Annotated in this window: 15 protein-coding genes; 9 read left to right on the top strand and 6 right to left on the bottom strand. The window is 36.5% G+C overall.

Going from position 1 to position 25168, the window contains the following annotated elements:
- Positions 1 to 4: 4 nt before the first annotated feature.
- From M9949_11295 to M9949_11260, 8 genes are all read left to right on the top strand, one after another.
- Positions 5 to 2731 carry an ATP-binding protein gene (locus M9949_11295; protein ID MCO5251987.1) on the top strand — a complete coding sequence of 909 codons (2727 nt, stop codon included), beginning with the start codon at positions 5 to 7 and terminating at the stop codon, positions 2729 to 2731.
- Positions 2732 to 3630: 899 nt separating this feature from the next.
- Positions 3631 to 4062 (top strand): hypothetical protein, encoded by a 432-nt coding sequence (locus tag M9949_11290; GenBank protein MCO5251986.1) that lies wholly within the window; start codon positions 3631 to 3633, stop codon positions 4060 to 4062.
- Between the two features lie 48 nt (positions 4063 to 4110).
- Positions 4111 to 4647: a hypothetical protein gene (locus M9949_11285; GenBank protein ID MCO5251985.1), complete on the top strand. Its 537-nt coding sequence runs from the start codon at positions 4111 to 4113 to the stop codon at positions 4645 to 4647.
- A gap of 59 nt (positions 4648 to 4706) precedes the next feature.
- On the top strand, positions 4707 to 5237 hold the full coding sequence (locus M9949_11280) for a hypothetical protein (GenBank protein MCO5251984.1): 531 nt from the start codon (positions 4707 to 4709) through the stop codon (positions 5235 to 5237).
- 18 nt (positions 5238 to 5255) lie between these two features.
- On the top strand, positions 5256 to 5738 hold the full coding sequence (locus tag M9949_11275) for a hypothetical protein (protein ID MCO5251983.1): 483 nt from the start codon (positions 5256 to 5258) through the stop codon (positions 5736 to 5738).
- Positions 5739 to 5792: 54 nt separating this feature from the next.
- Positions 5793 to 6242: a hypothetical protein gene (locus M9949_11270; GenBank protein ID MCO5251982.1), complete on the top strand. Its 450-nt coding sequence runs from the start codon at positions 5793 to 5795 to the stop codon at positions 6240 to 6242.
- Positions 6243 to 6299: 57 nt separating this feature from the next.
- The gene (locus M9949_11265) at positions 6300 to 7133 is read left to right on the top strand and encodes a hypothetical protein (protein ID MCO5251981.1); all 834 of its coding nucleotides are present in this window, start codon (positions 6300 to 6302) and stop codon (positions 7131 to 7133) included.
- Entirely contained in the window at positions 7133 to 10246 is a 3114-nt protein-coding gene (locus M9949_11260) for a hypothetical protein (protein ID MCO5251980.1), read from the top strand. Before M9949_11265 ends, M9949_11260 begins: the two co-directional genes overlap by 1 nt.
- An 86-nt stretch (positions 10247 to 10332) precedes the next feature.
- Here M9949_11260 and M9949_11255 read toward each other — a convergent pair whose 3' ends face one another.
- From M9949_11255 to M9949_11235, 5 genes are all read right to left on the bottom strand, one after another.
- Complete coding sequence (locus tag M9949_11255; GenBank protein ID MCO5251979.1) at positions 10333 to 11475, bottom strand: hybrid sensor histidine kinase/response regulator; 1143 nt, start codon at positions 11473 to 11475, stop codon at positions 10333 to 10335.
- Positions 11476 to 11633: 158 nt separating this feature from the next.
- Positions 11634 to 13073 carry a choice-of-anchor D domain-containing protein gene (locus tag M9949_11250; protein MCO5251978.1) on the bottom strand — a complete coding sequence of 480 codons (1440 nt, stop codon included), beginning with the start codon at positions 13071 to 13073 and terminating at the stop codon, positions 11634 to 11636.
- Positions 13074 to 13181: 108 nt separating this feature from the next.
- A complete protein-coding gene (locus tag M9949_11245; GenBank protein MCO5251977.1) occupies positions 13182 to 15236 on the bottom strand; it encodes a VWA domain-containing protein in 2055 nt (684 codons plus the stop codon).
- Positions 15237 to 15247: 11 nt separating this feature from the next.
- Positions 15248 to 19330 (bottom strand): choice-of-anchor D domain-containing protein, encoded by a 4083-nt coding sequence (locus M9949_11240; GenBank protein MCO5251976.1) that lies wholly within the window; start codon positions 19328 to 19330, stop codon positions 15248 to 15250.
- A 55-nt stretch (positions 19331 to 19385) separates the two neighbouring features.
- On the bottom strand, positions 19386 to 21542 hold the full coding sequence (locus M9949_11235) for an OmpA family protein (GenBank protein ID MCO5251975.1): 2157 nt from the start codon (positions 21540 to 21542) through the stop codon (positions 19386 to 19388).
- 418 nt (positions 21543 to 21960) lie between these two features.
- Between M9949_11235 and M9949_11230 the strand changes: the two genes are divergently transcribed.
- A complete protein-coding gene (locus tag M9949_11230; GenBank protein MCO5251974.1) occupies positions 21961 to 24024 on the top strand; it encodes a T9SS type A sorting domain-containing protein in 2064 nt (687 codons plus the stop codon).
- Between the two features lie 302 nt (positions 24025 to 24326).
- Here the strand turns inward: M9949_11230 and M9949_11225 are convergent.
- Positions 24327 to 25168 (bottom strand): hypothetical protein (locus M9949_11225; protein ID MCO5251973.1); only part of this gene is annotated, 842 nt, incomplete at its 5' end.

Genomic DNA, 25168 nt, shown 5'->3' with positions numbered 1-25168 from the left:
AGCTATGAAATCATCAACAAAATTAACCATAAGCCGGAAGCTAATCATTTTGATAACCTCAATCACAATGATAAGTACTATAATTGGTATGCAATTAGTTCAGATGTACGAGCGCGATAGAATCCAACAGTATTTAGAATACGAAATTCAATTAATCGCAAAATTAGTAGGTGAATTTTTGGTACCGACATTGATTTTCAATGACATTCCGGGTGCTTTCGACATATTCAAAAAGACAAATTCTATCGAAGATTTATCCGCAATTGTTGTTTACGATTCCGAAGGTAATTTTTTTACGGATTATTACAAACAGTCATTCATACCGAATAAAAATATTGACAATACATCATTAGCAAAATTAGACACTAATTTCATAGCCGACGACTACATAATTGTAGCCCATCAGATTTATTACAACGGCATTCATTACGGTTCAGTTCTAATATTTTCCGAATACAACAAATTTGATATTTGGAAAAACCAACTGAGTATTTCTATATTTTTGATTTTAGGCATCGTATTGATAATTTCAATTATACTATCTATTTCGTTACATAGATTTATATCGAAACCAATAACAGATTTGACAAAAATCGCTCTCAAAGTGATGCAGACAGGTGATTTCACAATTCGTGCATCAGAAAATCTCAAGGATGAAGCAGGAATTTTGAACCGCACATTCAATGCAATGCTTCGCACGATAGCCGGATATTATGCAGAACGAGAAGAAGTGGAGCAAACACTGAGAGATAACGAGATGAGGTATCGGGCATTATTTGATTACTCACCAATCCCGGTATTCCTGTTTGAGAGCGATAAATGCACGATGTTAAATTTTACCGCAATGCAGTTATTCAAAATTATCGAGAGAAACGATGTAATTGGCAGCCACTATAAAGAAATATTCAAAACCGACAGCGAAGAGCATTACGACTATATTTTCAACAACAGAACAGTCAACGAAAGGCGAGTAAGTTTCGATTTTGTAATTTTTGATAAGTTCAACAATCGTAAATACATTGAATTAACCTCGATGATGGTGCATACTAACGGAGTTGTTTCGTTGATAATAATGTGTATGGATATCAGCGAAAAGATTCACTTCGAATCGGAATTGCTCAAGATGAATCAAGAGCTCGAAAACCGCGTCAAACAGCGTACAAATGAATTAGAGACAACGATGATGCAATTGAACCATAAAAATCAGCTGATGAATCTGAAAGAAATCGAATTGAACGAAGCAAAAGATGAGGCTGAACGTGCAAATAGAATCAAAAGTGAATTCATAGCAAATATATCTCACGAAATTCGCACACCGATGAATGTAATCAAGGGATATAGTGAAATGCTTTTTAAGAGGATAACTGAGCCCGAGAACATTAAAATCTTGAAATCGATAGTTTACAGTTCCGAAACCTTGCTTTCAATCATAAATGACATATTGGATTTGTCCAAAATTGAAGCAGGGAAGCTGCTTATTTCTCCTCATGAAGTGGATTTGGTCAAAACTTTCTTTGAAGTTCAAGATATGTTTTCCTCGCGTTGCCAGGACAAAAATCTAACTTTAACATTCGATTTCCCGCAGGATTTACCATCGCAAGTTATGATTGACGGAACACGACTCAACCAAATTTTGTTCAATCTGATAAGCAATTCAATCAAATTTACCGAGCAAGGATATATTAAAGTTATATGTAGTTATGAAATATTAACACCGGTAAGCATGAAGTTGAGATTGACCGTAGAAGACACCGGAATCGGAATCAAGGCTGAAAATATCGAATATATATTTGATGCTTTTGCTCAGGAAAGGTGGCAATCCAAAGCAAGCCAATTAGGAACAGGGCTAGGGCTAACGATAACCAAGAGACTTGTGGAAAGTATGAACGGTATAATAACAGTTGTCAGTCAGGAGAATACAGGTACTGCTTTCACGGTAGAATTCAACGAAATTACTATTTTACCAAACGGAAACACAGTCAAATTATTAAAAGAAGGATACAAACCAAAATATCATTGTGAACATTCCTGCAAAGCTTTGATTATTGACGATTACGAGCTTAACAGATTAGTCCTTAGGGACAAACTCGAAGAATTCGGCATTCAGATTTACGAAGCTCATGATTTGAAAAGTAGTCTCGAAGCTATCGAAAAGAACGAATTTCAGATTATTTTTGTAGATTTGGTCATCCCTGAGCACGATGGGAACGAAATTGCGAAACAAATCAGAAAATCGAAACATTTCAACAACTGTCCGCTAATTGTCTATACAGCATCGTTGACTTTCTCCTTAGATGAAAATTCAAATTTCGACGATTTATTGACTAAACCTGTAAAAAATTCAATATTGCACGATTTAATCAAAAAATATCTCGGAGAAATGTTGGAGCAAGCCCATGAAGAAATTGAACAGATTCAGTTTGATGATAGTGAAATTGTAGTAATTGACGACAAAAAGTTAGACGAATTGATAGATTTAATCAACTCCAATTGGGCAGATACTGCTTATGAATTGAGTCAAAGTCAAATCATAGACGATATACAGAACTTCATTGTCACATTAAAATCGAAAGTTGATTACTTCTCAATCCAAATTTTCGAGCAATATACATTCGTATTGGGAAAAGCAGCAGAAGAATTTGAAATCAGCCGAGTAAAAAATATACTCGATGGAATTACTTCGCTTAGAGATGAATTAGTAAATATCAGGAATTTGAGAAGGAAAAAATAATGACGGGACAGCCTATCCCTCATACATACAGCCCAATCAAGCATTTGACGGACAATACGTAAAAACACGTATTCGGAAAAAATACCAAATTGTTGGTATTGCATATGTGATTTTAATTGATTTTTTTAGAACCAGCATTTGAAACAATTATGCTTTAAGTTTTTTGAAATCTCTCATATACGTAAAAACACGTACTCGGAAAAATACCAAATGCTTGGTATTGTATATTTGATTTTTTTAGTTTTTATTTGAATCGGAATTTGAAACTATTATTCTTTAAGTTTTTTTGAAAACTCTCATATACGTAAAAACACGTACTCGGAAAAAATACCAAAAGCTTGGTATTGCATATGTGATTTTTTTAGTTTTTATTTGAATCAGAATTTAAAATAATTATTCTTTAAGTTTTTTTGAAAACTCTCATATACGTAAAAACACGTATTCGGAAAAATACCAAATTGTTGGTATTGTATATTTGATTTTTTTAGTTTTTATTTGAATCGGAATTTAAAATAATTATACTTTAAGTTTTTTGAAATCTCTTATACGTAAAAACACGTACTCGGAAAAATACCAAATGCTTGGTATTGCACACATAAAAAAAGCGTTATATTTTAGTAGCGTTAAGAAATGAAAACAGTAACATTGTTCTTTGAAAACATCAACTCAGCGGAAAAAAAAGCGAACCCGACGAAGCGGCCACTTCATCGGGCTCAAAGGGTGTCTTATCATGAAATAAAACATTTACAAAGACGAACATTTTTCCGCCTTATTTTACGAAAACAAAATGACGAAGGAAGTGCCTCGAAATGTGATTACGGCCGGTTACATTGCAAAGCACAACCCAAAGCATATTGTGAATTATAAACATTTTACAAAATTTTTTAAAGGGTTTTATCATGAAAAAGTTTTTAGCAATCATCGTAGTTGCAATATTAGCAACATCTTTCGCTTTCTCACAACACAATCTTCCTGTAAGTGCAAACGCACAATTTGATGTAAAAGTAATTCTACCACTTACTTGGACACCGCCGGCTGATGTAGATTTAGGCGCTGTCATTACCGGTTTTGAAAAACCAATAGTCAAATCTGCTACCTTTACCTTAGAAGGAGAGGCATTATATGGCGTTGAAGTCACTACACATGACCCGGCTGTTGTTGACGGAGTCGTACTTAATGGAACCTGGTCCGGTGGTGGAAATGCTACTTTGGGTACAGACGGCAAACATTTGGTTGTATATACAACAAGCAGTGTAAATGCAACTGGTGCTACTTCAAACGGAGAGAAAACATTTACGATTGGTGTTGAAGCAAAATATGCAGGATTGTAAATAATTGGCACATGAGCTGAAAAGTTCATTGTTAACCGGAGTAAATATATGAAAAACATCATAATAATATTGATAATAATGATATGCGGATGGAATACGCTCCTCTCGCAAGGAATAGACTTCAATACTCCGGTATTAGAATCAGGCAATTTGACTTGCTTAGTTATTACTCCTTTGTCTGTGACGCCTACTTGGCATGGCGATTTTTTAAATTGGCCCACAGTTCCCGTTGGTTCGAAATATGAATTCGGCACTAACGGAGACGAAGATTCGGACAGAAGGAGTATCTTTACATTTACGGGCGAATCCGCGAGGGATATCGAGATATGTCTGGAAACTGAGACGATGAAAGATAATGTAGAAATATTTTTTACTTTCAGAGGTACTCAAACACCACAAATTGGTCAACCACTCAACGGGATTCCTCTACTAAATTTTAATGACAGCAAAGAAATTGTTAATTTAAGTGCCGAAGGGAAGTACTATCTGCATATTATTTATCACTGGGTTTGGGCTCACGATGGTGCAGAACCGGGATTAAAGGTCTTCGTTCAAACCATAAATGCCCAATATCATAATTTATAGTTTTTAAGGGAGTAAAGTACTCCCGAAACTTATTTTTTAATTTTATTTAGGAGAATATCATGAAAAAGATTATTTTAATTGCAATTTTTTTAGGAGCTTTCGGAACGCTTTTAGCACAAACACATAATGCTCCTGTATTAGATAATGGTAACTTGAAAGCAAAAGTTATCAGACCATTGCTATTTACTGATATTTCAGGTGGCAATCAAAACATTCCTTTTGAAGTTATTAAGGGACAATCAAGACTTTTTTCCCCAGGTGAAATGGTGAAATTATTCAAAATGGAAAAAGAACCTAAGATTCATGCACAGGTTAATATTCAATGCGATGATGTAGTAGGGAATGTTGCAATTACAGCCGTATGGTACTGGTTTGATACTCAACCAGATTGGAGCGGATATTTAACAGGTACTCCAATTAATCCTGCTTCAGGTTGGTATTGGATTGAAACAGACCCAAGTGATCCAGTCGGAACTTATGAAGGATGGATAGGTGTCGAAATAACTAAGATTAATGCTGAAAACACTAATGTAACTGTAGGAACAAAGACATTCACCGCTACAATAAGTGGATCTTACATCGGACTATAATCTAATAATGGGGTTGGCATGAAAAAGATTTTATTATTCGTCGCTTTCTTGATGTTGACAGCAAATGTATTTGCTGATGAGCATAATACGCCTATACCATCTGAAGGCTCCATGACAACTAAGGTTATTCAGCCGTTGAATGTAACTGCTCCGTTTGGCTTCATGGAAATTGAAGTTATACAAAATCAGACACGTACTTTGACAGAAGATAATGAATGGAATTTCTTAGTTGGAGGTGAACCCGGAATGTTAGTAAACATCAATTTCATGGGACCAGATGCTTTTGATCCGGTGGGCAATCTCCCCACATTGAACGGACAATGGCACGGTCCTGATGGTCAACCTGTCGTAGGGAATAATGGTCAATACCAAATTCCCGATTATCCGGTTGATTCATTCTTTGATGTATTTTACAGACTTGACGGAATTGACGCAACAGGTGCAGATATCGGACTCATTGAATACGAGCTTGGTATAGAGTATTGTTACCATGGGCTATAAGCTATTGTAAGGAAAATAATGCACCCATAGAAATATGGGTGCATTTTTAATCAAATGAAAAAAATAAAAGACATATTAATTTTTATTATTCTGACATATTTCGCCACGGGATATGTTAGTTTTAGCTTTGAGGAAGAGGAAAATACTATTGAAATCTATACTTCTTTAGATTTGAATATCGGCGATGTACCCGTCGGCACAAAAAAACATTTTGATTACGAAGAGCAAGTAATAACATTTGTAATCAAATGCAAGCAGAATAGACTAATCCGAATCACCAAGATTAATGAAATCGGAAACGACATGGTGATAATTGATGCGGAATGGAAAGTTGGTCCTTATACGGGGCTCGAATTTAAGTTTGATGACATTGGAGTATTCAGGAGCGAGCAAGATTTATTTTTAGTAAAAATCAAAATAAAATCAGTTGAAGTCAAGAAATTCGCACTATCCGGAAAATATGAAATATCACCCAAAATAGCTGTGGAATATGCGGATTTGTAACTGATTTTAAAAATGTAATTATCCAAATTTTTATATATTTTGTCAGGAGTTATTTATATGAAAAGCTTTACTTTAATTTGCGTAATAACACTTTTACTCGTGTTTAGTGATTTGTCTGCACAAGTAGGTATATACCCCCAGGCAGTTTTTCTGAATCAGAAAAATCGGGCAAGTAATCTGAAAGTTCTCAACATGACTAATGAAACGAAGGAAATAATAATTGATTTACAATTCGGATATCCCGATTATGATTCACTCGGAAACTACTCTCTCGTATATGGAGATACAATACCCGAGGCACAGTGGTCAGCAGTCCCTTATGTTAGGGTATTTCCTAAAAGATTACTTTTAAAAGCCAACGAGGAACAAGTTGTAAAGTTTATGTTAGGCAATATGGGTGATATACCCGATGGTACTTACTTCGGGAGAATTCACGTGCTTTCAAAGAATCCGCCTGAAGAAATTGATACAAGCTATACCGAGACTATCACTGCAAAGATTGACATTCATTTTACTCTAATTTCAGCATTAATAGTCGAGAAAGGGAAATCCTTCTGCAATGTTAATGTTAAACCTGTAGGCACATATGCTGATTCAGCAAAAGTAAATATAATGGTGCAAATAAATAAAGAAGGTAATGCCCCATTCTTAGGCACATCGGAAATGAGAGTCTATGATATGGCAGGTAAATTAATAGCCGAAAGTAAGGAAATGACTCCATATTATTTTACCGCAACTCGTTCGTTCAAATTTGACAAAAGATTATTTGCAAATGGTCGCTACAAAGTAGAGTTGTCAATGTCAAACGAGCATAAAGATGTTCCAAGTGATTTCAAAGTACCATTCAATCCACTCAAAGAGACATTCATAGTTGATGTTGATGGCATCTGATGAAATTATCGGGCAGATATTTATTATTACTTCTGCCCTTTTTTATTCTGTCAAATCACCTATCCGGTGCTGAAGAATCAAGGGAGGAGGCTATCTTCGGGTTAGTACATAATAGATACTCGTCCGAATTCATTGTATTTATGCAAAATGACAGTATATTTTTACCTTTCGAAGACGTCCTATCCTTTTTCAAAATATTTTATACCGTTAAAGACAATCGACGATTTCAAGGTTACGTCAATAACTCTGATAGCTCCTTTTCTATTGATTTTATTTCCAAAGAAATCATAGATATATCAGGCGATAAATACAGCCTAAGTGATGATTTATGGTTTGCTACAGATTTGCAAATATTTGTCAGAACAGATATTTTTGCCGATATTTTCAAACTTCAATTCAGAGTAATGTTTAACAGTTTGTCAATCATTGTCCAATCTCCATATGAAATGCCATTTCTAAGAACAATTCGCACCAACCAAACTATGGATTCGTTTACAACGAAAAGCAAAGAAGAATATAATTTCCCTTTATTATCATCAAGCTCGTTCACTCTATTGAATGGCGGAGTTTTAGATTATAGTTTAGGGACCTCGCAATCGGCAAATTTCCAAAGTTATAATTTTAACAGTAACCTTGGTCTTGAATTACTAAACGGGGAGTTTCAATACAATATCTTTGGGCGATATTTTTCTGACAAAATTAGCTATCAAGACCGATTCAGATGGCGATATTTAGTAAATTCAGATTGGCTCCAATCAATTTCAGTGGGTAACGTGCAAAACATGTCAATCAGAACTTCAGGCAGTAGGGGCTTCAGACGTCCATTTTATAATTTACGCGGGATTCAGTTAACAAACGAAAATTATAAAATGCCAAATGTATTCACAGATTATATAATCGAAGATGTAATCGAGCCAAACTGGACTGTCGAGCTTTATTTAGCTGACCAGTTGTATGACGTGAAGAAAGCAGATATGAACGGATACTATCGTTTCGAAATCCCATTAACCTACGGAATGACTAATATTAATGTAAAGATTTACGGTACAAAAGGTGAATTTGTAACTGAGGAACGAATTTTAAATATCCCGAATCAAATATTGGTGCCGGGTGAACTCAAATACTCACTATCAGCAGGTGAAGATGATAACACCGGCATAAAATTGCTCGAAGGCACATTAAACACAGGTATCTTCTCATGGCTGTCAACATCATTCACCGCAATAAAGGAAGAAACTTCTAATGACTTTTATGTAATCAATCAGACAGCAATTAATCTATTCAACAATACCTTACTCAATTTATCAGCCACTAATCGTGGAATATATGAAGCAGGTATAAAGCTACCAAGCAACAAAATTGGAAATTTCGAAATATACTATACTTATTTTGATAGAAATTCTCTGAATACAAATCAGTTAAGCTCAATTAATTTTGTAGCTTCGTTAAATAGGATTGGCAAAATACCTCTTTCGTTTTCATTTTACGGTTCGAGGGATGAATATACAGATTGGAACTCGAATAATTTATATTCAACTTTGAATTTCTTCTTCCTATCTCTCAATTTCTCGATTCGACACAACTTGACTTTAAGAGACAGGGCAATGATAATTGACAATATCTCTCAGAATATGACGGTAAGCACAACATACTCATTAAACAGAATGCCAAAAATGCTTGACTTCTTAAACAGAGTTTCAATGAACGCATCTGCATATTTAGACCCGACGACATTAAACATAACATCAGTCTCAGGTGGATTTCAAATGCAAATCATGCGAAATCTGTCTTTTAATAGCAATTATATATATTACCCAAGCAATAAGAGTTCATCGTTCAGGATTGGTTTAAATCTAAATACACAATCGTTAAGAAGCAATTCATCTGCTGATATGTTTAACGGAAGAGACCCGATTTTCACAACTGATGTTAGCGGTTCACTTGAATTTGATTCGCAAAACTTAAGATTTGCTTTTATTAACTCGATGGGTTCATCATCAATGCATGGTAAAAGTTCCATTGCTGTCAAATTTTTCGTTGACCGAAATTATAACGGAATATTAGATGACGATGAAGAATTAATTCCCGATGCTGATTTTGTTTTATTAGATGCTTTAGCAAAGAAAACAAGATTGGGGGATTATTATGTAGTGACAAATCTAATGCCCGGAACTAAATATAACATAAGGATTAAAACTGAATCATTACCCAGCAATTCATTGATACCAATGATAGATGAGTTTGCCTTTATTTCTAAACCATACACATATAAATCAATTGATATTGCTTGTCAACCTGGTGGTGTAATCGAAGGTTACGTTAAAAGACAATTTGAAACAGGATTACGCGGTCAAGGCGGTATCAGACTTCATATAAAAGGCTATGAGAACAATTATAATTCAAACGTACTCGGTTTTTCTGATGGTTCCTATTTTTTTGACGGATTGCCCGTCGGCAAATACACCGCTCAAGTGGATTCTATGCAATTGGCGATTTTGAAGTGTAAGTCTGTGCCTAAGATTATCGAATTTGAGGTTAAGCCATCGGAGTATGGGGATTTTATTTCTAACCTCAATTTTGTTTTGTTCGACGCTGATTCTATGGACCTTTGGCAAAAGCAACGTCAAGATATGATTGCAATGCAGCTGGATAAGCTTAAGGATTTTGAAAATAGTGGTGGCGGTGCTTTGGCTATGTCCGGAGCGCTTGCTTCAAATGAATATGAACAAACAACATTGGCTCATTCGAGAGAAATCATTGAAGCAACTGATTACGATAACTTTTTGAAGGGTTTTAATAAGGATGCTCCTGAGAATGCAGGAATGATTGAAGGCAAGATTATTTTCGACAATGAAATACTTAAAGGTGAAATCTCTGATTTTCATGTATTTATCGAGGGCATTGATAATAAGTACCTCACTAAATCAACTGTATTTGGCGATGGGTCGTATTTTGGTAATGGATTAGCTCCCGGTAAATATAGAGTGTATCCCGCAAAATACTCTTTGGATAGACTCGAATGCAAGGTGGAGCCAATGTATCAAGAAATTGAGATCACGAATAATCCGGTTGGCGATACCGTATTCAATTTGTCGTTTAAACTGTTTAAGTAGAGGTTTGGGGACGTGATAAAAGTAATTTAGTTCGCAATCTCGAAGAGATTGAATATCAATAAAAACAAAGCTACGATTTCAGCAAGCTATTTCATAGTGGCGGGAAATTTGAGCACGAATTTTGAGCCTTTGCTATGTTGGGATATATAACTCACTTCGCCATTCAGCAATTCTACAATCATTTTTGTAATCGCCAGCCCAAGACCTGTGGTAATTTCGTGATTAGTTGCTTGAGATGACAAGCGAGCGAATTTTTTGAATAACAATGGTTGTTCTTCTTCCTTGATGCCGGGTCCTTCGTCTTCAACTTCGACAACAAACATTTGTCTCATGTTTTTGTTGATTGATTCACTGTATGCAATAACTGTTATTTGGGATTGCATAGGTGAAAATTTAATTGCATTTGATAGTAAATTATCAATACATTCTTTTATCAACGATAAATCTTGGTAAACACTAAGTTGTTTAATTTTATTGATATAATTAATATTAATATTTTTTGCTTTAGCGATTTCTTTAAAATAATTAATTGAATCGTCTAATAAATAATTGATATCAAATTCAGTAAAATATGGTTGGACTTTGCCTTCTTCTAATCGAGTGACATAACTCAAATTCATAATTATTTTATACATCGTCTCGCCGGTTACGGCAATATCCGAAAGTAAATCCATTTTTTCGACATCAGAAAACTTTTGGTAACGTTCAATTAGGAGTTTGGTGAAACCTTGGATTACTAAAAGTGAGTTTTTTAAATCGTGGGTGGCAATCGCCAAGAAATGCCTTAAATCATCGTTCAACTGAGCTAATTTTTTGCTTTGCCGCTTTATCATATCTTTAGAGGCTTTGAGTTCGAGATTGGTCTTAACGCGAACTTTAAGTTCTTCTTGCTCAAAAGGTTTAGTAACATAATCAACTGCTCCGAGCTTTAGCCCTTTTACAATGTCCTCCAATTTTGTTTTTCCGGACAGGAATATTATTGGAATATCAATATTATCAGGGTTTTCTTTGATTGCCCTACAGACATCGAATCCATTGATTTCAGGCATAAGAATATCAAGCAATATCAAATCAGGTTTGAGGCTGCTTGCCAATTTAATGCCTTCAATTCCGCTAACAGTAACAGATTTGCGATATTCTACAAAAATGTCACAAAGGAAATGAAGATTTTCTTTGCTATCATCAATAATCAAAATTAACGGTTTTTCTCCGTTTTCAATATCGCTCATATTTTTTCTCAGAATGATTAAACAAATATAAACAGAAAGTTTGATATTAAAAAATTAATTTCAAAATACTATGAGTTTATATTGAATTCAAAAAAAAGCTACTCTTGGTTGGAGTAGCGTGATGATAAATATCATTTTAGGGTTAATAATTTATAATCTCATTTTACGATTAGAAGCTGAGTTTTTTGCAAAATTGTTGGCGATTTGAAAATCAAAGTATAACTCCCGTTTGCCAAATCTGTCATATCTGCGTCTAAACTAATTGACTTCTCATCTCGTATATCAGCATTAAAGATAGTTCGGACGATTTCCCCCTTGAGATTATAGAGTAAAATTTCGGTTTGACCACCCTCGGAGAATGAGACATTAATTTGAATTGAGTTCTCCGCCGGATTGGGGTTAACACTAGCGATTCCGGCTTTGCTGTTTGCGTTGAATAGCCGTGTGCCGCCTTCGTAGCAGATGCCGAGAAGTTTGAATGTACCGTCTTCGTGAGAAATAGTTGTGTTTCCGCCAATTGCTTCAATATTTGTTAGTTCAAGTTTGCTGATTTCGGCATTTCCAAGTCCTGCTCTGAACCAGACAGTGGCAAGTGTATCACCTGTTTTAACATCAGTCGGTAAATCTTCAATTTTGATTTTTGCATTACGCTCGTCAATGTAATCCATCGTATAATCAAGCGGATAGAGCATACTCGGATTAAAATTGAGCTCTAAGCTGAAACTTTCAGTTCTGGAAAGTTGCATTAAGTAACTGTCTGTGACAACAATATAGACTTTCACGCCATCTGAGGCATATCCTTTGGCGTCTAATACATTGAGTGTGATTGCGGAGGAATCATTATCAATTATCCCTTTGCCGAATAGTTGGACTACAGCAGGGCTGCCTACACCTTCATAATGAAATTCCAAGGTACCGCTTGTTCTGCCGGGTGAATTTGCCGAAAATCTTAAATCCATCAAGGCTTGCTCTCCGGGTTGAAGTATGAAATTGCCACCACCTGCAAGTGTTGAAAAATCAACATCATTAGGGTAATTATGTTTTGTATCTAATATTTCAAAGGGCGCATTGCCAATATTTTTGACAGTTACAGCTTGCATGGAATCAACAAAATCTCCCACATAAATAGTTCCGAAATCTATTAATGAATTGACTATTTGAAGTTTTGGCTCTACTCCTTCGCCGATTATATTTTGAATAATTGTCTCAGCTTGAGTAACGATTACGATTTCAGCTGAATGAAGACCAACTCTATTGGGAATGAATCTAAACTCGGCATGATGGCTTTGGTTACTTTCAATCGTATATTTAGGGAATCCCGAGACAAGCGAGAATGCTGATGCATCCGCACCTTGGATATAGATTGAATTCACTCTGAATTTCCAAGAGCCTGTATTCATAATAAATTCGCTGACTACAGAATCTTTCGCAGAACCGAGCAACACTTGGAGCATATCAATATCTATTACCAAAGTTTCGGGCATTACAATCGCCCATACTGACTTTGAAGTATCAGATTGTGTTTGTGAAATACTCGGTTTGGGACACATGCCCAAAAATATTATTATCAATATGAAAATTCTACTTATAGCAATCATAAAAATACCCATCGAAACATATAAAAATTTAATAAAAATTCAGAAACTTGCTTATTATAATTTATTAGCATTTTAAAGCGAGACTTGAAACCAAGCATAAATTGTCTCTTATTCCTTAACGCACCTAACAGAATATCCAATATTTTTTGGAACAAGAACACCCCTATACATTGAAGCAACAGAACGAGATAAAGCTCTACTCGGAGCTTCATCATCATTATTTTGAGCTGCAATCCACCAAATAGTGAATTCATTAATACTATTGAAGCGCCCATCTATATAACCGGCAGGTAGGGCGTAAAAACCGGTACTGTTTGTCGCACCGGTATTGGGACTTAACCAGTATCCGTCACCATTTTCTAATGTTCCGGCGCTTTTTAATTTACCACCGGCAACAGTTTCACCGCCTAAGCAATCTGCCATTTCAGACCACTCTAATTCTATTGGAACCCGCCATCCGATTGGAGCTAAACCACGTGGGTCGTTAACAGCATACCAATTATATAATTTACCATATATTTCGCCGTTTGCCGGGTCATTGTCATAATAACACCAAGCACCCTCTCTTTTTCTCCCGGCATCAATCCAATCATCATACGTTTCAGCGTGTCGAATTGGTTCACCATTCCTATAAAATTCTACATCAAGATTACACCCCATCCATATCTGATCACAAATTTTAATGTTTGGATTATAGCACAAAGAATTGGATGCACCGCGAGCAGTCACTCTTGCTAAACAGTCGTTGCTCGGTGTCTTAGGTACTTGCCATCTATAACTCAACCCTTTTGCATTTTCTTCAATGACAATCCAACTTAAGCCATTATCAGTACTATATTCAATTTTAACCGGTTCGTAATCGGGGATTCCGTCCCACGTAATCACCGTATCACTGCCAACTACGAAAGATTCGCCACCGTTCGGTTCGATTAATTTTAATGTACGTCGCATTGGTTGGATTCCGGGCCAACCTCCCTTGGCATAATAATTAAATGAGCAAAAATCACTTTCTATTACAAACTTAGCTTTAACATAACCACTATCCACAGGTATGTAACTTACTGTCAACTCTCTACTTTCACCTTCATTCAAGACGAAATTTGTAGGCGAAATCGTAAAAGCCGGATTATCGCTTACAATGTTTGATACTATAAAATCTGAGTTTTTTGCAGTAATTATTATAGTTGTATCTATTTTTATATCGGGAATCGGGTAAAAGAAATTTACCGTAGATGGTATTAATTCAAGTTGCACATTTGTAAAATCCGGGGATTTATAATTTAAGGTGGAACTAATTCCATTCCATTTCAATTTGACATTAATATCGGCTGTTAAACAGGATTTTTCACTTACCCATTCTATTTCGCAAGGTTCGCTATTTTGTTCGATTTGCAGTATTCTTCGGTAGATTTCTTCGGTTTGCTCTTTGCTTATTAATTGTTCAAACCACTGTCCACCGGTTTGTGTCGCAATATTACGCAAAATTTCAGGACATTTCATACCAAATGCCACGCAATAAACTGTTGCATTTATTGAATTCGCTTTTTGAATAATAGCTGATTCATTGCCATTAGCATGTCCATCCGTGAGGAAAACTACAACTCTTTTATGTTTGCCTTTCTCGGCAGCAAGTAAAGCTCCGGCAACAGGATTTATGAATCCGGCATCGAAATTTGTTCCACCACCGACGCTTAATCCATCTATAGCATATAGTAACTTGTTTCTATCTGTAGTGAAGTCTTGAATAAAATTATTGCCGGAATTAAACGATGTAATAGCACATTCAGAATTACCCAACTGAAGTCCTTCAACCCAAGCCCTGCTCGCGGCTTTAGCATTCTCAATCCTCTGCCCCTTCATAGAGCCACTCACATCAATTGTCAATACACTTGAGATTGCAATTGGTGGCTTCGGCGCCGGACAAGTGACTTTTGTTACATTGCGCTTCACCCCATTTTCCAATAATTCAAAACCCGATGCTGATAGATTAGTTACCTGATTCCCTTCAGCATCGAAGGCATAGAACTTAGCTCGGATGATTGGAAAGTTGGAAGTGTCAATGTCGAATAAAGTCAGACTTTGCCCGCTTGCTTGATTTCCCCACAGCAATATAAATAGTAGCGCCACGGCGAAAAGGCTTTGAATTTTGATGGAGTTTTTCATAAATCACCTATTTATCTCATTATGACTAAATTTTTTGTTGCAATGTAAGTCGGCGTTATCAATACTAAATAATACTGTCCCGAGCTTAAATCCGAAATGTCACTTTTGAGTTTTTGTACGCCAAGAGTGGCTATTGATTGTTTGAAAAGCTCTTTTACCTTTTCGCCCTGAATATTGTAAATCAATAGTTCCGTCTGTCCTTCCTCATTTAATTGCAAATCAACTTCGAGTATGTTCTCAGCGGGATTGGGATTTACACTTGCGATTCCGGCTTTGCTGTTTGCATTGAATAGCCGTGTGCCGCCTTCGTAGCATATTCCGAGCAGTTTGAAAGTGCCGTCTTTGTGTGTAATTGTGGTGTTGCCACCAATTGCTTCGATGTTTGTCAAATCAAGTTTGCTAATTTCGGCATTCCCAAGTCCTGCTCTGAACCATATTGTTGCAAGAGTATCACCGGTTTCTACATCAACAGGCAAATCTTCAATTTTGATTTTTGCATTTCGCTCGTCAATGTAATCCATTGTGAAATCAAGCGGATAGAGCAAACTTGGGTTGAAATTTAATTCTAAGCTGAAACTTTCGGTGCGAGAAATTTGCATCAAGTAGCTATCTGTGACCACAATATAGACTTTTACTGCATCTGAGGCGTATCCTTCGGCATCTAATACTTCGAGTGTGATTGCTGAGGAATCACTATCTATAATACCTTCGCCGAATAGTTGCACCACAGCAGGACTGCCAACACCCTCGTAATGAAATTCCAGCGTTCCGCTTGTTCTGCCGGGCGAATTTGCCGAAAATCTTAAATCCATCAAGGCTTCTTCTCCGGGTTGAAGTATGAAATTGCCACCACCTGCAAGTGTTGAAAAATCAACATCATTAGGGTAATTATGCTTAGTGTCTAATATTTCAAAGGGTGCATTGCCAATATTTTTGACAGTTACTGCTTGCAATGTATCAATCATTTCCCCAACATAAATAGTTCCGAAATCTATTAATGAATTGACTATTTGAAGTTTTGGCTCTACTCCTTCGCCGATTATATTTTGAATAATTGTCTCAGCTTGAGTAACGATTACGATTTCAGCTGAATGAAGACCAACTCTATTGGGAATGAATCTAAACTCGGCATGATGGCTTTGGTTACTTTCAATCGTATATTTAGGGAATCCCGAGACAAGCGAGAATGCTGATGCATCCGCACCTTGGATATAGATTGAATTCACTCTGAATTTCCAAGAGCCTGTATTCATAATAAATTCGCTTACAACGGAATCCTTCAAGGAACCCACCAAAACTTGGAGCATATCGATATCTCTCGATGCAGCTTTTGGCTCAACAATAGAAAATACTGCATCGGAAACATCAGATTGCAATATAGTAGGCCAGAAAAGTTTTACCACCCAAAAGTCAAAAGCACCCAAATTAACTGTAACATCTTTATCATTTGAATCTGTCCACCCAGCAATAATAAAACCACCACCGCTCGTTTCTTGAACTGAATAAGCTATATCAATTTTACTTCCTCCAAATGTCTTTTGCCATTCTAAGCTTCCATCGTCACTTAATTTAAAAATCCATGCATCTGAACTACCCTTATTCTCAGTAACATCGCCATCCCTTGATTCTGTTCCACCTACGACAATAAAACCACTATCAGCGGATTCTATAATGGAATAAGCAAAATCGTTAAAACTCCCTCCAACAGTCTTTTGCCATTCGAGACTTCCATCAAATTTTAATTTTATTATCAATGCATCAGAAACCCCCTTATTCACGGTGATATCGCTATTTCTTAATTCTGTTGTACCTGCGACAATAAAACCATTATCATCGGTTTCTATAATAGAATAAAATATATCGTTTAAAAATCCTCCGTACGTATTCTGCCATGCGATACTTCCATCAATATTTAATTTTAATACCCATGCGTCTTGTCCCCCTTTGTGATAAGTAATATCATAATCGTTTGATTCAGTATAACCTGTTACTATATAGCTACCATCTCTAGTTTCTATGATGGAATAAGCTTTATCATGTGAAGTCCCTCCGTAATTTTTTTGCCATTCTATACTTCCATTTAGATCTAATTTGAGTACCCATACATCATAACCACCCTTGTTCTCTGTAACATCACCGTTGGTTGATTGAGTATGTCCTACAACAATATAACCACCATCTTCCGTTTGTTGAATTGATTCTCCAGAGTCAAACCAATTTCCTCCATATGTCTTTTGCCATTCGAGTACTCCATCATACGTTAATTTCAACACCCATAAGTCATTATAGTCAATATAACTTTTGTTAACAGTTACATCTCCGTCACGTGACCTAGTAAATCCAACAACAATATATCCTCCATCACTTGTTTCTTGAATAGAATATGCGGCATCATCTTTAATTCCACCATATGTCTTTTGCCATTCGATACTACCATCAAATTTTAATTTTAATACCCAAAAGTCACTAGCACCCTTGTTTTCTGTAATATCGCCATTGTTTGATTCAGAGTAACCGGTTACAATAAATCCACCATCACTTGTCAGTTGGATAGAATATGCTCTTTCATGATTACTTCCACCATAAGCCTTTTGCCACTCGATTTGTGGAGCTGGGCTATTTAAAATGCCATCTCCTTGGCTGACCCTAACCAGACATTGGCTACTTAAAGGACGTGGAATATTGGTCCATTTGAAATTTAATTCACTTGCATTATGAGTAATAGTTTGCCAATTTTGACCGTTATCTGTACTGTATTCTAACAGCACTTTGTCTGAAGGCGGAATTCCTTCCCAAGTGATTATTGTATCGCTACCGACAACGAATGTTTCGCCACCGTTTGGGTGAGTCAGTTTTAATGTTTGAATTGTTGGTTTTTTACCTTTATATCCACCACTTGCATAATATTCCGTAGGACAGGGTTCACTTTCAATCACAAACTTACAGAAGTTGTAGCTGCTGTCTGTGGGAGTATAACTTACGACGAGCTCACGACTTTCACCTATTTTCAATACAAAATTAGTCGGCTCAATCATAAATGCTTTATTATTGCTCGTTATATTCGTTACTGTGAAATTTTTATTCATTGCTGTAACAGTTACTGTTTTTTCAACTTTAATGCCAATTTTAGGATTTAGAAATTTCACTGTTGCAGGATTAAATTCTAATTTTGCTACTGATGAAATGTGACTTTGGTAGCTTGTCGTGGCTTTTGTACCAGAACTTTTAATTTCTAATTCTAAATTTGTTAGTCCTCCAATACAAGGTACTTCGCTTTCCCATTCAATTTCACAAGGGTCTGCACCTTGAGCTACTTGCATTATTTTTCTATAAACTTCTTCAGCCTGCTCTGTTGTTGTGATGTTTTCAAACCATAGCCCACCTGTCTGTGTTGCAATTTTTTTTATACTTGGAGGGCAAGGCATATTAAGCGTAACTCCATAAACAATAACCCCCAGCGATTTTGCCTCTTGAATAATCATGTCAGTCTTTGGTTCATGGTTTGGCATGCCATCGGTTATAATGATAAGAACTCGTTTAAACTTAGCTTTTTGAGCAATAAGCAATCCCCCTGCCATAGGATTCAATAATGCCATATCGTAGTCAGTTCCGCCATATGCATTTAATTTTTCAAGCTCTTCGAGCAATTTACTTTTATCTGTTGTAAAATCCTGAACTATAAAATTTTTATCATCAAAAGCTGTAATGGCACATTCTGATTTCCCCAAAGGAAGCCCTTGAATCCAAGCCGTGCAAGCTGCTTTGGCATTAGCAATTACTCTGCCACTCATAGAGCCGCTCACATCAACAGTCAATACGCTCGAAATTGCAACTGGTGGTGCCGGTGTGGGACAAGTAACTTTTGTAATATTTCGCTTCACTCCATTTTCTAATAATTCAAAATCCAAAGGAGAGAGATTTAAAATCTGATTGCCTTCCGCGTCTAAAGCATAAAATTTTGCTTTAATAGTCGGAAAATTGGAAATGTCAAGGTCAAATAATGACAGACTTTGCCCGTTTGCTTGATTTACATATAACGCTAAAAAAAGTAGCGCCACAGCGAAAAGGCTTTGTTTATTGATGGGGTGTTTCATTTTATTTCTCCAAATAACAGATGGATAGCAATTCGCCGAGCATCCTTCAGATTGATTATTTTACTTTTGTTTTCACTATAATGTTTACGGTTCTGCAATAGAAGCGTCCTTCGGGTAATTCATTGTTATAGAGCAATTTGTCGCCGCCGAAGCCCACTACTTTGGCATCCGGGCGTTGCAGTGCAGTTCTTGTCGCTTCGGCACGTCGTTCGGAAAGCTTTTTGTTGTGGTCGGCGATTCCGGTTCTGTCTGTATAGCCCAAAATTTCCAATTCTGATTCTTTTTTCAGCCTGCTTCGGATGAATTCGATAATCGTTTTGTCATTATCCGCAATCACGTGTTTGTCAAAATCGAACAAAATTAAGCTGAATTGCTCGATTTCATAATCGCCGATTTGTTCGGTGCGTTTGTGCTGAACGGTCATCACTTCTATTTCTTTAGTTTTGTTGTCTATAGACTTAACGTTGCCATGGTTATCAACCAAATTTAGCGAGTATATCAGCGGTTCCGGTGATTTGGGGATGAGCTTTTGGAACTGAGCCAATTCCCAATCAATGCTTTCGACCAAATTCCTATCGCCGGATTTTGTGAAAATACTCTCATCGTCGCTACTTTGATATGCTTTCAATTCCCATGATTTCAAACCGGCGTCAGATTGCCCCTTTAGTTTGAATCTGACAATTGGAGGATTGGAGGAACGGTCAATTTTTTCGATAAAAATTGGTTCCAAAATTCTGAAGTCGTTGCTATAAATTTCTACTCTTCGATTTTCAGCTATTTTGTCCGCTTCAGTCTTGGGTGTAGATGCTTTATCGGGTAAATTTTTAGCCTCAATTTTGAATCGTTGCGGATTTATATTCCACACATTTACAAGATAATCTCTGACAGTTTCAGCGCGATTTCGCGATAGTTCAAGGTTTTTGCTTTCTGCACCCATATCAGAATTGCATCCTATTAATACCACATTTGCAGCCGGATACATGTTCAATCTTTCTCCAACAATATTGAGTATATTATGATAAATTTGCAGTGTCGAATCTCTGAATAGGTCAGTCAAATCGAATTGTCTGGCAGCATCTTTACTTATTGATTTGTACCGAGCAGGCAAAGTATGCGAATTATCTTCGAAGAAGACATAGTTGAGCAGTGGGTCGAGCCTATTTGAAATAAATTCTTCGATTCTGAAGAGCGGATTGGGGATTTCATTTCCGGCATTATCCACGCCTACGGCTTCGATTGCACCGCTTAAAGCATAAGTTTTGGGTATCAAAATCGTATCCACTCGTGATATGATTTCCGTATGTATAATTTCAATATCCGTTTCACTTCTGTGATTTTCAATATTTTCGATACCACGCTTATAAGTTACGGCAGTTATCAAATCGGATTCAATTCTGACAGAATCAATTTTGAATTCTTTTTTGAAGACTTCAGGTTTGACAGTTTTCGGGAGTGGCACATATTTTATTGCCACAGACAATCTCAGGCTATTTACTGTCCAATCGGTTTCCTTGACCATATCGGATAGCCCGAAATAATAAAACAACTCGGGGACTATTCGCATGGTGTTGTCCGTATTTAGTGGCATTTCGTAACTTAGCCCGGAAAACAAAGCCATCTGAAAAGTGTTTGCATCGGGCAAATCACCTTCAAATTCGTTTCGGGTCCGTTTTCTGGTGTCGTTACCGTCTTCATCCATAAAAGTACCCACACCTTCAGGCTGAATGATTGTTTCAACTTGATTGAAAGTATAAGTCAGATTTTGTCCGACTCTCATACCTAAGCTGATATTGAATCTTGGTGTCGGTGAATAAATTAGCGCCGGCTCTAAACCAACATTCATGAAACCACTTTCTACAGTATGCTCAAACATACCGTTTAATGGACCTGTTGGCGTGATAACAGTGGTTTCCTCCTCTGCTGACAGAGTACCGCTAAGGGAATGCAGTCCCAATCTCACACCCAAGCTGAATTCTTTGCCAAGGCGGTGCTCGTAGAGCACACCAAAGTTGTATCCAAGCCCTGAGCCTGATTCAAAGCGTGGGCAACAATTGGGGATGCCCGGCAAATTTGTGAATTGAGCGGAATGGAAATTTGGGTTGATTCCGCCATATACTCCGTACTTGGATTTAGTTGTATCGTTTGCAAAAGTGGCACAAATACTTAACAATTGAAATGCAATCATTATCAGCGAGAATTTCACTAAGGTCATTTTTTTCTCAAATTAGTTGATGTTAATTACAAAAATAAAAATATACTTGAAATAGCAATGATATAAGCACACTTTAACAGATTTTTTAGCTTTTTTTACTTGTTTTTAGAGGATTTTTTATGCAAAATATGAATTTTTCCCAAAATGAGATAAAAATATGCCTGAATTGAGGTGAATAGATGTATTAACGTTAGGACTTTATTGCGATTGAAAAGGAATCAAAATTGAACCCAATATGATAGATTTGCCGGATTCATAATATAATTATAGAAATTTCTATACATATGGCAAATATTTTGTTTGATTTGCAGAAAAAAAAGCCAAATTTATTTTGCAGATTAGCACAAAATACTTAATTTAACTTTCATCTGATTTGAAATTATCAGAAAGTATTTGTTCATAAATTTAAGGAGTAGTTATGACAAGTTATATTTACAAACTTTTTGTGTTCATGTTTTTCCCCGTAATTGTTGTTTCTCAGGGCAAAGTCTTGAATGAATCAATACCTGCACCAATGCCCAATCATGAGATTGAATCAATAATTAGCGAGAGCTCGCCCTACTTAGGCTATGATAAGGATATATCGCCTCTGTTGATGGGCAAATACAAAGAATTGGATATTGCTTTCAATTTATTTTCGAACACATTTTTTCCCGGAGTGAATCCATTCGTTTACGAGCCGAAATCCGGTACGTTGATACTTGCCCAATCCAGCCGCGCAAGATTGCCTGAAGGGTCGGATACAGCAGATTTCACGGGCTTTTTATATCTCTATACTTCGCAAGATGGAGGAGAGAATTGGCAGAAACACGAAATTTATCGCAAATGGGGAGAAATTCCTACTAATCCTTCAGTTGCAGTATTAAACCCAAATAATTCAACAGACCCGGCTGATTTTCTCTATGTAATTAATAACCGATATTTTACTACGAATTGGGTAAACGGTGTACCTGTACTTGGGCTATATGGTTGTAAATACCTAATTTTTGAGGGAAATAATTGGAATTATCTCGAATACGATGAAATTGGACCTTTATCTGAAAACCCTGGTAATCAGCAGAGATGGACAATGACCAACAACGTCCCATCTGAACGTGAAAACGGTAATTGGGTTTATACAGCGGGTATATTATCGCCGGTTAATGAGTTCTCCCAATACGGCTCGTATGGAGTTGGCTTTATTAATATAGATGACTCTGATGTAGGCTCGTCAATTCCTGAACAATTTAGACATGACAAATTCAGACCCAGTGCAGCAATGACTTCATCTTACCAGGGACAAATTGAAATTGACGTTGACCCGACAGGAAATGTCTATACAGCCGTAAATAATTATTTTCTCCCATACGAAGAGGACGGAAGAGACAGAGTTGTAGGTGTAGCAAAATCAGTTGATAATGGTAAAACTTATGGTGAATTTAACAAAATGTCTAAGTCAATATTAGAAGATTTCATTACTTTTACAGGTGGCAGCACAAGCATCGGTGTACCTATGCCGGGGAATTATCCTTATAGTTCTAATGGCTTTAAAGTAGTTGCAGAAGATGAATATAGCTTTATTTATAGAATAATTAGTTGGGCTTCAACAGAATCGAGTAATGCATATATAGTAGAAGCATTCAGAAAAGACGGGCAATGGGGATTGAGACAAGTTTCGACCTTTAAGGGGAGAATTCCTTATGTAATTCAAGATACAAGTGCGTCAATAGAGCAAGATGTTATCATGGAAAATTCTCGCCAACACGAACTACAATTATCCATGACTGCCGACGGACAATATTTGGTAGCAAAGTGGATTGACTTTCGGGATGAGCTTGTCTGCTTAGAACCACCTGTGTCAATCATTGGCTCCGGAATATTAGATTCAATATTATCTACGGATATTTTTATTTCCTACAGACCCGTAAACGGTACACAATGGTCTGCTCCACAGAATTTAACTGATGATATTTGGTTTAATAAATGTACTTATATACCGACTATAATTCCAAGTTTGAATAATATTCCGATTTTAGAAAATATAACAGTAAAATTCACAAATCCTTCAGACCCAAGGTATAATTACCCTTACTTCATTCAGAATTATGTAGTTACAACCTCAATTCGTAATCATATTCTGGTTGCATCATACGATGCTATGAACCCGGAGACAATAGGAAATCCCGCACTTCAAAGACCCGAAGGCGTTTGCAATGTTTCGAGTGTGAACGAAGAGAATTATAACTTTAGAATACTTAGTGTATCTCCTAATCCGATTGATGATGAGGGCTATATTAATTACCAATTAGACCATTCGGGATTAGTTACGATGGATATTTACAACTCATTGGGACAAAAGATTTTAAATGTACGCAATCAATTCACTGAAAAAGGGTTATGGCAAGCTAATTTTTCGGCTGCAAATTTACCAACTGGCACTTATTATTGCACTTTAAATTTCAATGGTTACACTTTAACTAAAGCTTTGAATGTAGTGAGATAAATCTTCACGCCGGTTGTTACAACAGACGTGATAAAATAATATTAATTAAGCAAGGGATATAAATTCCTTGCTTTTTTTTATTCCTGTCTGAACTATGATTTGTATGATTTATGGGATTAAGAAAAAGGAATAAAACGCTTTATCGTTTTTTGCCTTTTTTTACCACGAAGTGGTTATTTATCTATAACACAAGTACAGCAGATGTTTTTACCGTCAGGTGTAACACATACCAGACAACTACAAATTGTGCTATTTGTTTGTGAAAGGGGTAAAAGCGAGTTGGTGAGGCAAATTCATGAAGGCTATGGAAGTTCCTTTTCATCGGGTCTGCTCCTATCATCTCCATATCCCCAATATTGCTCTTGAGTTACGGTTGCATTGCTTGTTCCGCCAATGCTCCAATCAACTTTGAATATAATTCCACCACCTAAAGGTCTATCTATACTATAATCATCTATATATTCTTTTGAGTCTGCAAAACTTGCTACGTTCAACATTATTTGATTCGCCACGAAATCCGTAGCATGAGGTATTTCATAAGTATTCGGAGGAGTTCCTTGAGGAACCATTACTTTCATGCTGTGTGCATGAGCCTCGTGTGGCATGGTATAATATGTGTCAGTACCAATTACTACGTCAACGCAAATTGGTTTACCACCTGTAGTTGTTATACGTGTCGGTTCGACAAATGCCGTTACACTCGAAAAATTTGGATTTCCCTTAATGGTATTCATTAAATATAAATCAACAAAACCATGTTTTTCTTCATTTAGTAATACTCCATATTCAGTATCTATATCCCAAGTAACAGAATAATTCAGTGGATTTATGCACAACACACTTGACCTTTGGTCTATTGTCATTGTATGTATTTGACATCTCGTTAAAGATTCTTTCCCATATGGATTAGCTGAACCAGTTATTTGCCATGAAGTTGTAAAATGCTCATCATCTCGTTTGATGTAGCCGATGTAAACATCGGAGAAAGTTGTACCGGATGCGCCACGTACATAGGCGGAATTTCTGGTTTTGGCGTCACCAATGATGATAACATTGCTTGTTGCACCGCTTGCCCTTACCTTACTCAATGCGGCTGTCAAATCTATTATCAATACACGGGAATAAATTTCTGGGTCATTACTCA

This window comes from Candidatus Kapaibacterium sp., from assembly GCA_023957315.1.
GTDB lineage: Bacteria > Bacteroidota > Ignavibacteria > Kapaibacteriales > UBA2268 > PGYU01.
The sequence above is the reverse complement of the archived record's forward strand: the minus strand, read 5'-3'. Positions and strand labels throughout refer to the sequence as shown.

Bases quoted from the DNA above. Each gene is read 5' to 3' on its own strand.
- M9949_11295 (MCO5251987.1), top strand. From the start codon at position 5: ATGAAATCATCAACAAAATTAACCATAAGCCGGAAGCTAATCATTTTG.
- M9949_11290 (MCO5251986.1), top strand. From the start codon at position 3,631: ATGAAAAAGTTTTTAGCAATCATCGTAGTTGCAATATTAGCAACATCT.
- M9949_11285 (MCO5251985.1), top strand. From the start codon at position 4,111: ATGAAAAACATCATAATAATATTGATAATAATGATATGCGGATGGAAT.
- M9949_11280 (MCO5251984.1), top strand. From the start codon at position 4,707: ATGAAAAAGATTATTTTAATTGCAATTTTTTTAGGAGCTTTCGGAACG.
- M9949_11275 (MCO5251983.1), top strand. From the start codon at position 5,256: ATGAAAAAGATTTTATTATTCGTCGCTTTCTTGATGTTGACAGCAAAT.
- M9949_11270 (MCO5251982.1), top strand. From the start codon at position 5,793: ATGAAAAAAATAAAAGACATATTAATTTTTATTATTCTGACATATTTC.
- M9949_11265 (MCO5251981.1), top strand. From the start codon at position 6,300: ATGAAAAGCTTTACTTTAATTTGCGTAATAACACTTTTACTCGTGTTT.
- M9949_11260 (MCO5251980.1), top strand. From the start codon at position 7,133: ATGAAATTATCGGGCAGATATTTATTATTACTTCTGCCCTTTTTTATT.
- M9949_11255 (MCO5251979.1), bottom strand. From the start codon at position 11,475: ATGAGCGATATTGAAAACGGAGAAAAACCGTTAATTTTGATTATTGAT.
- M9949_11250 (MCO5251978.1), bottom strand. From the start codon at position 13,073: ATGATTGCTATAAGTAGAATTTTCATATTGATAATAATATTTTTGGGC.
- M9949_11245 (MCO5251977.1), bottom strand. From the start codon at position 15,236: ATGAAAAACTCCATCAAAATTCAAAGCCTTTTCGCCGTGGCGCTACTA.
- M9949_11240 (MCO5251976.1), bottom strand. From the start codon at position 19,330: ATGAAACACCCCATCAATAAACAAAGCCTTTTCGCTGTGGCGCTACTT.
- M9949_11235 (MCO5251975.1), bottom strand. From the start codon at position 21,542: ATGACCTTAGTGAAATTCTCGCTGATAATGATTGCATTTCAATTGTTA.
- M9949_11230 (MCO5251974.1), top strand. From the start codon at position 21,961: ATGACAAGTTATATTTACAAACTTTTTGTGTTCATGTTTTTCCCCGTA.